The 14,093-nt window shown below is 58.1% G+C and carries 16 protein-coding genes; 4 read left to right on the top strand and 12 right to left on the bottom strand.

What is annotated here, in order from left to right:
• Window positions 1-23: 23 nt before the first annotated feature.
• Complete coding sequence (gene astE, locus RT657_RS01950) at window positions 24-1,019, top strand: succinylglutamate desuccinylase (RefSeq protein ID WP_313652040.1); 996 nt, start codon at window positions 24-26, stop codon at window positions 1,017-1,019.
• A 309-nt stretch (window positions 1,020-1,328) separates the two neighbouring features.
• On the top strand, window positions 1,329-1,823 hold the full coding sequence (gene spy / locus RT657_RS01945; RefSeq protein ID WP_313652037.1) for an ATP-independent periplasmic protein-refolding chaperone Spy: 495 nt from the start codon (window positions 1,329-1,331) through the stop codon (window positions 1,821-1,823).
• Between the two features lie 70 nt (window positions 1,824-1,893).
• Here spy and cho read toward each other — a convergent pair whose 3' ends face one another.
• From cho to RT657_RS01925, 4 genes are all read right to left on the bottom strand, one after another.
• Window positions 1,894-2,754, bottom strand: coding sequence for an excinuclease Cho (cho, locus tag RT657_RS01940; protein ID WP_313652034.1), 861 nt, complete (start codon window positions 2,752-2,754; stop codon window positions 1,894-1,896).
• 67 nt (window positions 2,755-2,821) lie between these two features.
• Window positions 2,822-3,712, bottom strand: a complete 891-nt coding sequence (yddG, locus tag RT657_RS01935) for an aromatic amino acid DMT transporter YddG (protein WP_313652031.1) — start codon at window positions 3,710-3,712, stop codon at window positions 2,822-2,824.
• Window positions 3,713-3,772: 60 nt separating this feature from the next.
• Window positions 3,773-4,597 (bottom strand): ammonia-dependent NAD(+) synthetase, encoded by an 825-nt coding sequence (gene nadE, locus RT657_RS01930; protein WP_313652028.1) that lies wholly within the window; start codon window positions 4,595-4,597, stop codon window positions 3,773-3,775.
• 117 nt (window positions 4,598-4,714) lie between these two features.
• Window positions 4,715-5,917, bottom strand: coding sequence for a multidrug effflux MFS transporter (locus RT657_RS01925; protein WP_313652025.1), 1,203 nt, complete (start codon window positions 5,915-5,917; stop codon window positions 4,715-4,717).
• A 282-nt stretch (window positions 5,918-6,199) separates the two neighbouring features.
• On the opposite strand from RT657_RS01925, the gene osmE reads away from it, so the two are divergent.
• Window positions 6,200-6,535, top strand: coding sequence for an osmotically-inducible lipoprotein OsmE (gene osmE, locus RT657_RS01920; RefSeq protein ID WP_111139102.1), 336 nt, complete (start codon window positions 6,200-6,202; stop codon window positions 6,533-6,535).
• Between the two features lie 61 nt (window positions 6,536-6,596).
• Here the strand turns inward: osmE and RT657_RS01915 are convergent, their stop codons facing one another.
• The 6 genes from RT657_RS01915 to hxpB form a co-directional block, all read right to left on the bottom strand.
• Window positions 6,597-6,998, bottom strand: a complete 402-nt coding sequence (locus tag RT657_RS01915; RefSeq protein ID WP_313652023.1) for a DUF6515 family protein — start codon at window positions 6,996-6,998, stop codon at window positions 6,597-6,599.
• A gap of 182 nt (window positions 6,999-7,180) precedes the next feature.
• Window positions 7,181-8,572: an L-cystine transporter gene (locus RT657_RS01910; protein ID WP_313652020.1), complete on the bottom strand. Its 1,392-nt coding sequence runs from the start codon at window positions 8,570-8,572 to the stop codon at window positions 7,181-7,183.
• Between the two features lie 151 nt (window positions 8,573-8,723).
• Complete coding sequence (locus tag RT657_RS01905; RefSeq protein ID WP_313652017.1) at window positions 8,724-9,314, bottom strand: metal-dependent hydrolase; 591 nt, start codon at window positions 9,312-9,314, stop codon at window positions 8,724-8,726.
• Between the two features lie 138 nt (window positions 9,315-9,452).
• Complete coding sequence (gene kduD / locus RT657_RS01900) at window positions 9,453-10,214, bottom strand: 2-dehydro-3-deoxy-D-gluconate 5-dehydrogenase KduD (protein WP_313652015.1); 762 nt, start codon at window positions 10,212-10,214, stop codon at window positions 9,453-9,455.
• 17 nt (window positions 10,215-10,231) lie between these two features.
• A complete protein-coding gene (gene kduI, locus RT657_RS01895; protein ID WP_313652013.1) occupies window positions 10,232-11,068 on the bottom strand; it encodes a 5-dehydro-4-deoxy-D-glucuronate isomerase in 837 nt (278 codons plus the stop codon).
• Window positions 11,069-11,240: 172 nt separating this feature from the next.
• On the bottom strand, window positions 11,241-11,909 hold the full coding sequence (gene hxpB / locus RT657_RS01890; RefSeq protein WP_313652011.1) for a hexitol phosphatase HxpB: 669 nt from the start codon (window positions 11,907-11,909) through the stop codon (window positions 11,241-11,243).
• Window positions 11,910-12,054: 145 nt separating this feature from the next.
• On the opposite strand from hxpB, the gene RT657_RS01885 reads away from it, so the two are divergent.
• Window positions 12,055-12,591 (top strand): YniB family protein, encoded by a 537-nt coding sequence (locus tag RT657_RS01885; protein ID WP_313652009.1) that lies wholly within the window; start codon window positions 12,055-12,057, stop codon window positions 12,589-12,591.
• Window positions 12,592-12,603: 12 nt separating this feature from the next.
• On the opposite strand, the gene RT657_RS01880 is transcribed toward RT657_RS01885, so the two are convergent.
• Window positions 12,604-13,497, bottom strand: a complete 894-nt coding sequence (locus tag RT657_RS01880; protein WP_313652007.1) for a fructosamine kinase family protein — start codon at window positions 13,495-13,497, stop codon at window positions 12,604-12,606.
• A 104-nt stretch (window positions 13,498-13,601) separates the two neighbouring features.
• Window positions 13,602-13,895, bottom strand: a complete 294-nt coding sequence (ghoS, locus tag RT657_RS01875; protein WP_313652004.1) for a type V toxin-antitoxin system endoribonuclease antitoxin GhoS — start codon at window positions 13,893-13,895, stop codon at window positions 13,602-13,604.
• Between the last annotated feature and the right edge of the window lie 198 nt (window positions 13,896-14,093).

Below are 14,093 nucleotides of genomic sequence, written 5' to 3'. Positions count from 1 at the left end.
GCTCATCGCGAACAGGAGGAATAATGCAGGACTTTTTACAGCAGACGCTCTCCGGCGAAGCGCCGCATCAGTGCAGAGGCGAAACGGCGCATCTTCGCTGGCAGTGGTTATATCATGGCATCCTGATACTGGAGCCAGCCGAGCCGGTCAGTCAGGCGCTGGTGATCTCTGCCGGTATTCACGGTAACGAAACCGCACCGGTTGAGATCGTTAATCAGCTGGTCAATGCGCTGCTGCGGGGCGAGAAGCCCCTGCGGCAGCGTCTGCTGGTGATTCTGGGCAATCCTTCTGCACTGCGCACCGGGAAACGCTACGTGCGTTATGACATTAACCGGCTGTTCGGCGGACGCTGGCAGCAGGTCGATGACTGCGATGAGGCGCGGCGCGTATTGCGGCTGGAGCAGACGATGGAGACGTTCTGGCAGCAGGGGGCCTGTGATGAAACGCGCTGGCATCTCGATATGCACACGGCGATTCGCGGCTCCTGGCACACGCAGTTTGGCGTCATGCCGCACAGTGAACGGCCCTGGCCGCCCGAATTTCTTGACTGGCTGGCCGCCGCTGGTCTTGAGGCGCTGGTCTTTCATCGTGCACCTGGCGGCACCTTTACCCATTTCAGCAGTGAACACTTTGGCGCGGCCAGTTGCACGCTGGAGCTGGGTAAGGCACTGCCGTTCGGCAAGAATGACCTCAGTCAGTTCCGTGCGGCTCAGCAGGCGCTGGCAGCCTTAGTTTATGGCGAGCCGATGCCTGTCGTCCCGGCCAGCCCACGCCACTATCGGGTCGTACAACAAATTACCCGGTTAAGCGAACAGTTCACGCTGCACATGTCGCCGGAAACGCTCAACTTCACCGCCTTTCCGCAGGGCACCCTGCTGGCAGAGGATGGCGAAAAACGCTATTACGTGCAGCAGGCACGAGAGTACGTGCTGTTCCCGAACCCCAGCGTGGCCGCTGGACTGCGGGCCGGGCTGATGCTGATTGAGGAGGGCGAACAGACGCAGGCGCTGCCGCTCTGAGGCCAGGTTGCCCTGAATCAGGTGGATCAGCCTGAAAAAAATCGGCAGGAAAGCGCCAGATCCTCTTCCGCTTTCCTGTCAGAACCCTTACACTCCTCCACGATTTCTGCGAAATTCACCGTAAATTCATACTCTTTTTCAATTTCTCGCCGCTTTCTTCTCATTCTCTTCATGATTGCCGGTTTTTTGTCTTTTATGCTTTCATGGCTTTACTCAGGTTCTGAGTAGTTGACGTTCAGCGTCGTATGCTTGTTTCCGAAGACGCGACAGAGTGCTGTCGTCATTATCATGAAACAGAAGGACACGATTATGCGCAAACTGACTTCCCTTTTACTGGCTTCTTCGCTGGCGTTTGGTGCAGCCAGCGCCGTCCATGCTGCTGCTGACAATCTGACGCCACCCCCGGCTGGCAGCGAAAAAGCGATGCACAAACCGCCAATGCACCACGGTATGGATCGGATGTTCAGAGGGCTGAACCTGACCGAAGCGCAGCAGACTCAGATGCGCGACATCCTGAAAGAGAGCCGTAAAGAGATGACGCGCCCGTCACTGGATGAGCGCCGTGCAGCCCACAGCATTATCGCGGCTGACAGCTTCGATAAGAGCAAAGCAGAAGCGCAGGCAGAGAAGATGTCCGCCGATGCGAAAGCACATGCGCTGAAGATGCTGGAAACCCAGAACAAGCTCTACAACGTGCTGACGCCGGAGCAGAAGAAACAGTACAACGCTGACTTTGAAAAGCGTCTGACAGAGAAAGGCCCGCGTGAAGGCCAGATGGCACCGCCAGCCGAACCGGCTGAATAAGCCCTGAGCTAACGGTCTGAGACCGCCGGCGCTGTCCACTGGAGGTGAGTGGGCAGCGTCGGCGGTTTTTTTATAGCGGCAGGATAGGGTAAGCACCTGAGAGAATCGGACGGCAGAGGATTTTATAGCCGTCGTGATCAAAACCGCCTTCAGGCCGCTGCAGTTTTCGCGCTTCCTCCATGCTGTCGACCGAGCCGAGATAGAACCAGTGATCGATAACATGGATCTGGGTCATCTCTTTTCCCTCTTCGACCAGGCCAACTGCTCCCTGCCACGGCCAGCAGAAGACCCGCACGTTTTCCAGTGCTTCAAGCAGCCGATCCTGGTGGTCGCTGACCGGCTCTTTGCCGCAACAGGCGCCGGCGCAGCGCCGCAGCGCCGAGCGGAAACAGCCCCGGCCCGCGCTTAGTGCTTCCAGCCCCAGCAGACCGTGACAGAGCTGATACTCATCCGCGAGCTGCTTGAGGCGTTCAATGGCAGCAAAGCGGCTGCGGTAAAGTCCGAACAGATTGGGCGACTGGCTGAAATCAAGATCCTTCGCGTAGACCACCTGCGGTTTAGTGTCGGTGATCTGCAGCGAACAGAGCTGCCGGTTCTTGCGTAATCGCTTATTGAACAGCGGCTGCTGGGTTTTGATCATCTGTGCTTCCAGCAGCAGCGCGCCCAGATCGCCAGCGGTCGGGATCCAGCTGACACGCCGTGACTGACGCAGCATCTTCGCCTCGTCAGGGGTGCGGAAGTGAGACATGACCCGCGAACGCAGATTCACGCTTTTGCCGATATAGAGCGGCAGCGACTCGCTTTCTCCGTGGAAGGTGTAGACGCCGGGACGATTCGGCAGGCCTTCCAGCCATTCACGCAGGTGTTCGGGATATTGATAAATTGCATTCGCATCGGGTTCGGGGCGAAGCATAGCAGCACGTCTGACCAAAATGGACTCCATTTACTGGTTGTCCATACAGCATAACAGCCTGATGAAATGATCGCCAGTGGTCTGATTACTGTCCGCGCGTCGCCAGCCAGCAGAGCAGCGACCCCAGCGTAATCATTGCGACACCCTGCCAGAAGGCCAGCGGCGGGGTCAGGCCAAGCCACAGCGATCCCAGCAGTGCCGACAGCACGGGCGTAAAATAGGAGGCGGTGGCCAGCAGCGTCAGGTTGCCCTGCTGGATACCGTGATTCCAGGCGGAATAGGCGACGGCGGTAGAGAGCCCGACAAACCCCACCTCCAGCAGCGGGATCGGCGCAAAGGTCATCGGCTGCGGCTGCGGACTGAGAGCAAACTTCAGCCACAGCGCCAGGGCGGTCAGGATAAAAAAGAGCGTGACGCCGTTCGCCCCGCGGGCAACGCGCCGGGTAAGGTTGTTGTAGATTGCCCACGTCAGGGCGGCGATAAAAGCAAGGCTATAGGCGGCGGGATTACGCAGCATATTCTGCCACAGCAGAGAGGGCGAACCGCTGCCGCTGCCTTTCATCACCCAGACAATCCCCAGCAGCGACAGCAGCAGACCCGGCCAGAGCCAGAGACGGAACCGCTGCTGATTAAAGGGGATGGCCAGCACAATCGTCAGGCAGGGCCAGAGGTAGTTAATCATTCCCAGCTCCAGCGACTGGCTGCGATCGCTGGCCAGGCCGATCGCCAGTGCCAGACAGATTTCGTAGCCGACAAACAGCGCACCGCCCAGCCACAGATAGATCGCGGGCAGCGCGCCGGGACGCGGCAGGCCACGGGTCAGACAGAGCAGCAGCGCCGTCGTGCTATAGATCAGCGCCGCGCCTCCGGTGGCGCCAAAGGCTTCGCTGACGCTGCGCAGCAGGCCAACGGTGGTACTCCAGAGCAGAATGGCGACAAGGCCGATAAGGGTGGCGCGCGAAACGGTGGCAGACATGCAGCAATCAACAGGGTCAGTGGGAAAAACCTCCTTTGCCGGCGCAAAGGAGGCGGGACATTACTTCCAGAAGTCGTCAAATACTGTGATCGGCGGGCGACGTTTGTGCTCGGTTTTCAGATACCAGCCTTCGATAATGCGGGCATTTTCCGGGTCGATGCTTTTGCCTTCCAGGTAATCATCAATCATCTCGTAGGTGACACCCAGCGCCACCTCATCCTGCAGGCCGGGACGATCATCTTCCAGATCGGCAGTGGGTTTCTTCAGGTAGAGATGCTCCGGGCAGCCCAGATGTTTCAGCAGCTGCTTGCCCTGACGCTTGTTCAGACGGAACAGGGGATTGATGTCGGTACCGCCATCGCCATATTTGGTGAAGAAACCGGTAACCGCCTCGGCGGCGTGGTCAGTGCCAACCACCACACCCCGGGTCATGCCCGCGATGCTGTATTGCGCTTTCATTCGCTCACGCGCTTTTTCGTTGCCGCGAACGAAGTCGGACAGCGTGATGCCCGCCTCTTTCAGGGCGCGCTCGCTGGCCAGCACAGACTCTTTGATGTTGACCACCAGCGAACGGTCGGGCTGGATAAAGGCCAGGGCATCCTGGCAATCCTGCTCATCGGCCTGCACGCCGTAAGGCAGACGCACCGCAATAAAGGTGTAGTCGTTGTCCCCGCTCTCCTGACGCAGCTCCGCGATCGCCATCTGCGCCAGCTTACCCGCCAGGGTCGAATCCTGACCGCCGCTGATCCCCAGCACCAGCGTTTTCAGTCCGCTGTGACGTTTCAGATAGGCTTTAAGGAAATCGACGCTGACCCGCACTTCCTGGCTGGCGTCGATAGTGGGCTTCACACCCAGTGCTTCAATAATTTCCTGCTGCAGTGACATGAACTTCTCCTCAGGTCAGTGGCTGTCGGCTCGATGCGAACGTGTTATTAAAGCTAACGTGCCTTGGCGAAAACAACAAGCCAAAGCGGCAAAGGATTTCAGCTAAACGTTGCGAAATCAGTGAGTTTTCAGCGACTGCTGTGGTTTTTTTGCCAGCACGCTGAACATCAGAATCGCCATCATGAAGCAGCCAAAGAGGGTGGCACACATGCTCACCACCGAGGTGCCACCGATGCCGGTGATCGGCACGCTAATCGCCCCCAGCGTGAACATCGTCACGCCGATCACGGCGGACGCGCTGCCCGCCCGATGCCCCTGACTCTGCATCGCCAGCGAGGAGGCGGTGGTGGCGATCACGCCGTTACTGGCGATGGAAAAGAACAGCGCCACCAGCAGCAGAGCCAGCGGCGCCTGACACAGCGCGGCCAGCAGCAGCAGGCCGGAGGCCACAAAGGCCAGCGTCAGTCCGCCTTTCAGCACCCGGTATTCGCCCCAGAGCGGGCAGAGGCGGGCACTGGTCTGGGAGGCAATGACCAGACCGATGCCGTTGGCGGCAAAGCAGAAGCTGAACGCCTGCGGCGAGAGACCATAAAGCTGCTGCAGCACAAAGGGCGAGGCACCGATATAGGCAAACATGCCAGACATCATAAAGCCCTGAGTCAGGCAGAATCCCATAAAGGGACGATGGGTCACGACCTGCCCGAGTGCCGCATAGGCGGAAAAGATCGACCCCTGACTGCGTCGCGCCTCAGGCAGCGTTTCATGCAGTTTCCAGCGTGCCAGCAGAATCAGCAGGATGGCTATCCCGCCCAGCACCATAAAGATGCCTCGCCAGTCTAAAATCGTCATCAGTGCGCCGCCCAGCACCGGCGCACCGATCGGGGCCAGGCCATTCACCAGCATCAGCAGCGCGAAAAAGCGCGTCAGCTCGTGGCCGCTGTACATATCACGGGCAATGGCCCTTGAGAGCACCGCGCCGCCCGCGCCTGCTAACCCCTGGAACAGGCGCGCCAGCAGCAGCTGGTGGATATCCTGCGCCAGCGCGCAGCCCAGTGAGGCGATAAACAGCAGAATCAGGGAGAGCGTCAGCGGGCGCAGACGGCCCGCCTTATCGCTCATCGGGCCAAACAGCAACTGGCCGAAGCCCAGCCCCAGCAGACCGGCGGTCAGGCTCAGCTGCGCGGTCGCGGTTTCGGTGTGGAGATCCTGCGCCAGCTGCGGCAGTGCAGGCAGATAAAGATCGATACAGAGCGGGCCCAGAGCGGCCAGCAGGCCAAGTGTGATGGCATAGGCCAGGCGGTTTGCATGTACAGGGGTCATTGATCCTCAGCGTTGTCAGCAATGGCGTAAACAAAAATCGGGCAGGCCAGCAGAGCGGCTCCTTGCCGCATCATGTCGAAATTGAGGCGTGCAGCCGCACGCAAAAGGGGGCTGGCCGCTGTCCTTATGGCCGGGAAGTATACGTGCGCGCTGACCGTAACACAGCTTCCTTTACGGAATCCTGACAGTCACGCCGCCACGAATTGTTCTTCATAAACTTGATATATCAGGATTTCTGTTCCAGGCTTGATTCCACATGGACAATCAATGAGGAACAACAAGATGAATAAAGTGATGGGATGTATCGCTGCGGCGCTGACGCTGGCTGCACTGTCTGGTTGTACGACTTACGATCGTGCGGAAAGCTACGTGACTAAGCCAGTGGTTAAGGATGTTAAAAAGGGCATGACCCGCGATCAGGTTCGTCAGATTGCCGGTGCGCCATCAACTGAAATCACCATGGTTCACGCGCGTGGCACCTGCCAGACCTACGTTCTGGGCCAGCGCGACGGTAAAGCGCAGACTTACTTCGTAAGCTACAACGATACCGGCCGTGTGATGAACTACGGCTTCCAGAGCTGTGCGGAGTACGACACCGATCCGCAGGCGCAGCAGTAAGCCTCTTGCTGAATAGCAAACGGCCCGTCATCATGGCGGGCCGTTTTTCATTGGCGCAGCGTTACAATCCTGCCGGACGCGGCACCTCAACATAGTCACCATCGATCTGCCGCTGATAGTAGTGGCCTGCCTGCACGTAAAAGCGTTTACCATTAAAATCCAGTACCCGCATTTCATTGCTGACCCGCGACTCCTCAGGGGGCTCGACCACCTCATACTCATCGCCGTGACGCTGATAATAGCTGCCGTTCAGCAGGTAGTAGGTGAGCCCGCCGATCAGCACCGCCGTTGCGGCATCGGGTAAGAAGCGCACCGGCCCTCCCCAGTGGGGGCCAGGGCCGCCCCAGTGCGGACCGGCTCCACCATGGCGTTCCCAGCCACCCGGCGGGCCCCAGGGATGGGCCAGCGCCAGCGCAGGCGTCAGCAGCGTCAGCGTCAGAAGCGAGGCGATAATTTTTTTCATCGGACGTTCTCCTCATAAGTCTGAGGGCAGAATTCGCCTTTTCACGAGCAAAGACAAGCACTAAAGCGGCAGATTTTCGCCTGTTTACCACGCTTAACGCTTTCTTAACGGCGTCGCCATTAACGGGGAGGATTATGGAGAAGAGAGGAGAACCTGGCGCGGATGCGCCAGGTGTAAAGCCATTAGCGGTGCGCCAGTTCTGCGTTGTCGTCGCTGTCCAGCACGCGCTTGTCGGTGAGGCCTAACCAGCGGCTGGTCAGGGAACCGGCGGTCATGGAACCGTTGACGTTCAGCGCCGTCCGGCCCATATCGATCAGCGGCTCGATGGAGATCAGCAGCGCCACCAGCGTCACCGGCAGGCCCATCGCCGGCAGCACAATCAGGGCCGCAAAGGTGGCACCGCCGCCGACGCCCGCTACGCCTGCCGAACTCAGCGTGACCATACCAACCAGTGTGGCGATCCACAGCGGGTCAAACGGGTTGATGCCGACCGTCGGCGCGACCATCACCGCCAGCATGGTCGGATAGAGACCGGCACAGCCGTTCTGACCGATAGTGGCACCAAAGGAGGCGGAGAAGCTGGCAATTGATTCAGGCACGCCAAGACGACGGGTCTGGGTTTCAACACTCAGCGGAATAGTGGCCGCGCTGGAACGGCTGGTAAAGGCGAAGGTGATCACCGGCCACACTTTGCGGAAGAAGCGCAGCGGATTGATGCCGTTGATTGACAGCAGCAGCGCATGGACACCAAACATGATGGCCAGGCCGAGATAAGAGGCGACGACAAAGCTCCCCAGCTTAATAATGTCCTGCAGGTTAGAACCGGCGACCACTTTGGTCATCAGCGCCAGCACACCGTAAGGGGTGAGCTTCATCACTAAACGCACCAGCTTCATGACCCACGACTGCAGGGTATCAATAGCCACCAGCACACGCTGACCTTCAGCCTCATCATCTTTCAGCAACTGCAGGGCAGCCACACCCAGGAAGGCAGCAAAAATCACTACGCTGATAATCGAGGTCGGGTTGGCGCCGGTCAGATCGGCAAACGGGTTTTTCGGGATAAAAGAGAGCACCAGCTGTGGAACGGTAAGATCGGCGACCTTACCGACATAGTTGCTCTGAATCGCACTGAGACGTGCGGTTTCCTGTACGCCCTGAACCAGACCTTCCGCGCTCAGCCCAAACAGCCCGGTGACAAAGACGCCCACCAGTGCCGAGATGGCGGTGGTAAACAGCAGAACGCCAATCGTCAGAACGCTGATTTTTCCCAGCGACGAGGCGTTATGCAGACGCGCCACCGCACTGAGAATAGAGACGAACACCAGCGGCATCACAACCATCTGCAGCAGCTGAACATAGCCATTACCGACGATGTTGAACCAGCTGATAGACGCTTTAACCACTGCGCTGTTTTCGCCGTAGATCAGCTGTAAAACCAGGCCGAACAGCACGCCGATCACCAGACCGGTCAGGACTTTTTTCGACAGGCTCCAGTTCTGACGGCTGAAGCGGGAGAGTAATACCAGCAGCACCACAAAGGCCACGATATTAAGCGTAAGAGGAAGGTCCATACTGAAACTCCAGAGTAATGCGGCCTTCCGGGTCGGGAAGGCCGCATAATGTTAATCACGAATTAAGACAGCAGGAATGGTAACAGCAGGCAGAGAGGGTGCCTTATATCCAAATGGCATGGGTTATAACTTAATGGCGTTTTGTGCTGATTTATTGCGCATGATGTGTGGAAAGTAAGCGACCCACGCCATTCTGCAACGTGTCAAACAGCTGAGTCGGCCAGCCATTTGCACCAAAAGATGGCATCCCGACCGGGAACCAGAGCGCATAGCCTACCAGACCCAGACAGAGCGCCCGCTCCAGTTGATTCCCTTTCTGACTGCGCAGAATCGGCAGGCGGAAGCGCCAGCGGCAGGGCCACAGCAGCGGCACCCCGGCGGGCGTCAGCATGTCGGCCACGATATGGCTGAGGTAGCCCAGCGTCAGCCCCTGCAGCACGTCTGGCGGTATCGGCGACGACTGGGGCAGGTTTATCTGAAAAAGCCACAAGCCGGCGGCCACCGCCAGCAGACTGTGGGTAAAGCCGCGATGTCCGAACGCCCGCGCAATGGGGTGAGAGAGCCAGCGCAGCCGCTGTCCCAGCAAAGATTTAGGGTGGTCAATGTCAGGCAGCAGGCAGGTCAGCAGTGCTGAGGGAACAAGATGCCACCAGTCGGCCTGTGCCAGCACGGGTGTCAGCTCAGCACGCTTTGCGAAAATAGCGCTGGCAATGGCAAAAATGATGTGGCCTTCGCCCGTCATGATAGAACCTGGTTGCAAAGAAAACTGTCGATGCATCCAGTATAGGGATTTGTCCAGTAAATGAGAACATGTGACGCTGTAACGAAGCATGAATTTTTTCAACAGCGGACAGCAGTGAAACACTGTCCGTGCAAAAGATTAACGCGCCAGCCAGCCACCATCGACCGCCAGTGTATAGCCATTGACGTAATCCGAGGCAGAGGAAGCCAGAAACACCACCGGGCCCATCATATCCCCGGGCGTGCCCCAGCGGCCTGCCGGAATACGGCCCAGAATCTCTTCACTGCGCACCGCGTCGTTACGCAACTGTTCGGTATTATCGGTTGCCATGTAGCCTGGTGCGATAGCGTTGACATTGATGCCATGCTTCGCCCACTCGTTTGCCATCAGGCGCGTGAGCCCCATCACTGCACTTTTCGAGGCGGTATAAGAGGGCACACGGATGCCGCCCTGAAACGACAGCATCGACGCGATATTGATTATTTTGCCGCCGCCGCCCTGTGCAATAAACTGGCGCGCTGCCTGCTGCGCCAGGAAAAACACCGACTTGCTGTTGATGTTCATGACATCATCCCAGTCCTGCACGCTGAAGTTAAGGGCATCTTCGCGGCGGATGATCCCGGCGTTATTGACCAGAATGTCGATTCTGCCCGTCGCGGCGACAGCCTGTTCCACGACCTTTGTAGCCAGCTCGCTATGCATCAGGTCGGCCGTCACCGGCCAGAAACGGCGGCCCAGCGCTTCAACCTGACGCTGCGTTTCATCCGCCGCTGAACGGTTGACGCCCACAATGTCGCAGCCCGCCTGCGCCAGTCCGCGTGCCATCCCCTGGCCCAGACCGGTGTTGCAGCCGGTCACGATGGCCACTTTGCCGGTTAAATCAAAACTGTTCAGTATCACAGGTGATTCTCCTCTGCTCAGCGCAGTGCGCTGACGTTGACGGGGTCCATATCATCAAAGACCTGATTCTCGCCCACCATGCCCCAGATAAAGGCGTAATTCTGCGTGCCGACCCCGGCATGAACAGACCAGCTGGGTGAGATCACCGCCTGTTCGTTATGCACCAGCAGATGCCGGGTCTGCTGCGGCTCTCCCATCATGTGGAAGACCGCGCTCTCTTCCGGCAGGTCGAAGTAGAAATAGACTTCCATACGGCGGTCATGGGTGTGACAGGGCATGGTGTTCCACAGGCTGCCTTCCTCCAGTCTGGTCAGGCCCATGGTGAGCTGACAGGTGGGCAGGACCTCCGGCACGATAAACCTGTGGATGGTGCGGCGATTGGCAGTGGCGGCAGCGCCCAGCGTGGTGCTGGCCGCTTCGGAAAGGGTGATCTTTTTGTTCGGGAAGGTGCAGTGCGCCGGCGCGCTGTTGAAATAGAAGCGGGCGGGTCGTGCCGGATCCAGGCTACGGAACTGCAGAGTGCGCGCGCCTTTGCCGATATAGAGCGCCTCTTCATGGCCAATCTCCCAGGTCTTACCGTCAACCTCTGCCTGACCCGGTCCGCCGATGTTAATCACGCCCAGCTCACGGCGTTCGAGGAAATAGCTGACGCCCAGCGACGTTCCCATCTCATCGCCGATCGTGACCGGCTGGTGCACCGGCATCACGCCGCCAATGATGATGCGGTCGATGTGGCTGTAGGTCAGGGTGTAATCATCCGCAGTGAAAATTTTCTCAATCAGGAATGCGCGCCGCAGCGCCTCGGTGTCGAGCTGTTTTGCGTAATCGCTGTGAATGCTTTGACGAATCTCCATCTCACTCCTCTCTGCAGGTCAGGGTGTGCACGCCCCGGACGGGGAATAAATGCATCTTAGGAAGAGTGAATCATCAATTCAATAAAAATGAAACTATGTTTTATTTTTTGCGGCGCGGATCATGAAGAGGTGAGAGAAGGCAAAAAAAAAGCCCGCACAGGCGGGCTGATGATTATCCCTGCAGATGGTGCAGGCTAAGCTCGCTGAGACTCGTCAGCCGCACATCGGCCAGCGCCCAGCGAGGATCGTCACGGTGTTCAGCGGCGGGCACCACAATTGATCGCATACGCGCGGCTTTGGTGGCGATCATGCCGTTAAACGAATCTTCCAGCGTCATGCAGTTGAGCGGATCGATCGCCAGGCTGTCGGCGGCGTTGAGATAGACCTGCGGATGCGGCTTGCTGTAAGGCAGGGATTCTGCGGAAGAGAGTACGTCGAAATAGTGGCGCAGGTTAAACATCTCCAGCACCTGCTCCAGCATCCTGAGCGGTGAGGCGGAGGCCAGGCCGATCTTCAGTCCCTGGTCGCGACAGAGCTGCAGGGCCGTTTCCACGCCCGGCAGCAGCGGGCGATTCTGCTCCACCAGTGTCATGGCGCGCGCAATAATGCGTTCCGTCACCTCCTGCTGCGAGGGACCCTGCCACGGCAGTGTTTCGTACCACATGCGCACCGTCTGGTCGATGCGCAGACCCAGCGTATCGGGCAGTTCGTTGCGACGTGTCAGGTCGACATCCAGCGTTGAAAAGATATCCAGTTCGGCCTGATCCCACAGCGGTTCAGAGTCGATCAGTAAACCATCCATATCAAACAGGGCGGCGTGGACAGGGCGGTGCCAGGGCATCAGAAGTCTCCTTATAAAGTTGGTTTTACTTTACCACTATTATCCGCAGGCTTGCTCTCTGCCTGTTCGGCCACGCTTTTTTTGGGAAATTTCGCCATTGGCAGGTAGACTTACGGCAAACCGGAATCCGGGCAAAGGAGAAAATATGACCTATCAACAGGCTGGCCGCATCGCCATCCTCAAGCGTGTGGCGGGCTGGCTGCTGTTTTTAGTGGCGCTGCTGTCGACCATTATTTCAGTTCTGAGCTTTATGTTTAAGCACAGCGAGAAGCAACCGGGCATCGACGCAGTGATGCTCGATTTTGTTCATGTGATTGTGGATATGCTTCGCTTCAATACGCCGTTCCTGAACGTCTTCTGGCATAATTCGCCGGTTCCGGAGTTTAATGGTCAGATGAATCTGGGCTTCTGGCTGATCTATATCCTGATTTTTGTCGGGCTGGCACTGGAGTCCTCTGGCGCGCGGATGGCACGTCAGGCGCGTCATGTGAAAGAGGGCATTGAGGACCAGATGATTCTGGAACAGGCTAAGGGTAGCGAAGGACGCAGCCGTCAGCAGCTTGAGGAGAAGGTGCGCGTTCCCCGCCACACCATTTTCCTGCAGATCTTCCCGCTGTACGTTCTGCCTGTGGTGATTGCGATAGCCGGTTATTTTGTGCTGTCACTGCTGGGCTTTATCTGACCGTGATTGCCGTCAGGCCGGTCTGGCCTGACGGGTGCTGTATGCCTCTTCTTCCAGCAACTGGTCAATGGCGAACTGCGCATCGTCGGGCCAGTGCCCGCCAAATACGTTGGCCCGGTTAAGCAGATAGTAAAGCTGGTAAACCGGCAGACGCTGCGAAAACCCATCCGGCAGCGGCCACACCGCCTGATAGCCCTCATAAATCTGGCGGGGCAGCTCGGGAAACCAGCTCAGCATGGCCAGATCGCACTCCCGGTCGCCCCAGTAGCAGGCAGGATCAAACAGCCAGGGCCCGCTGGCGCTATTAGCGCAGTTTGCAGGCCAGAGATCGCCATGCAGCAGGGACGGCTGTGGATGGTGTGATGCCAGCATCCGCTGAACGGAGGCAATGATCCGTTCGGTGTCACCATAGTGAAAGCCTTTTTCAGCCGCCAGCTGCAGCTGCCAGCCGATACGCTGTTCAGCAAAGAAGACCGACCAGCGCCGCAGCCAGCTGTTGGGCTGTGGCGTCGTCGTAATGTTATTATCAAAATCGAGGCCAAACTGGGTCTGCTCGCTCCACTGATGAAGGTGCGCCAGCTGCTGACCCAGCTGCCAGCCACTCTGCTCATCCAGCGGCTGCGGCTGGATATACTCCATCAGCAGAAAACTCTCTTCACGGTGATGCCCCACGCCATAGACCTGCGGCACCCGCACCGTGCCGGTGCGTGCCAGCAACGCCAGCTGATCGGCTTCCCACATAAAGAGTGAGAGCATCTCGCGGCTGTTGCTTTTGACGAAGACGTCGTGGTCTCCATAACGAATGTGCCAGGTGGGATGGATATCACCACCCGCAAGAGCGTGGCGTTGTGTGATTTCGGCGTTGCCTAACTGCTCGCTTAACAGACGACTAATGGCTGACCACATAGGGTTGTCCTCTTTATTCGCTGCGTAAGTCCGATGGTATGCTTAAATATTCACCAAAACCGGCACGATTGCACCTCTTAATTCTGCGTCCGGGTCGCAAAACGCTACTGTGGCGCATCGCGCAGATAGGCCTCAAGGGTCATTACGGTCACCTCAGGCTTCTGACCCAGCACGCTTTCACCGGCCGCTGTCACCTGCTGACGCAAATCCTCCTCCGCCAGCGTCGAGACAATGCCATAACTGTTGGTGCCCAGTTCATGGGGATGGCCGTCATCATCCATCAGCGTGGTGCTGAAGCCTGCGGCAGTCATTGCGCTGGTCAGTTCCAGGATGTCACTTAATCCTGACTCCTGATAATGAAAGGTTACGATATAGCGGGTCAGGTCACTGTTGCTCATAAGGCACCTCCGGGGAAAGGAAACTGAACTGAGCGTAGACCATGGTGAAAAAACAGGCGAACAGCAGAGGAGGGCGGCGCTTCTGAGATCGCGTCCAGCGTAAAGCTCTGTCAGTGGCCCGCAGAGCGGGTCGTAAAATCTTCTGTTACAACGGCTATCTTTTCGGTCGGACAGCACTATAATGCGCGACGTTAATCA

Origin of the sequence: Pantoea sp. (genome assembly GCF_032114055.1) — a bacterium.
Taxonomy (GTDB): Bacteria; Pseudomonadota; Gammaproteobacteria; order Enterobacterales; family Enterobacteriaceae; genus Pantoea.
Note: the sequence above shows the minus strand (reverse complement) of the source record. Positions and strands in the feature narration are given on the sequence as shown.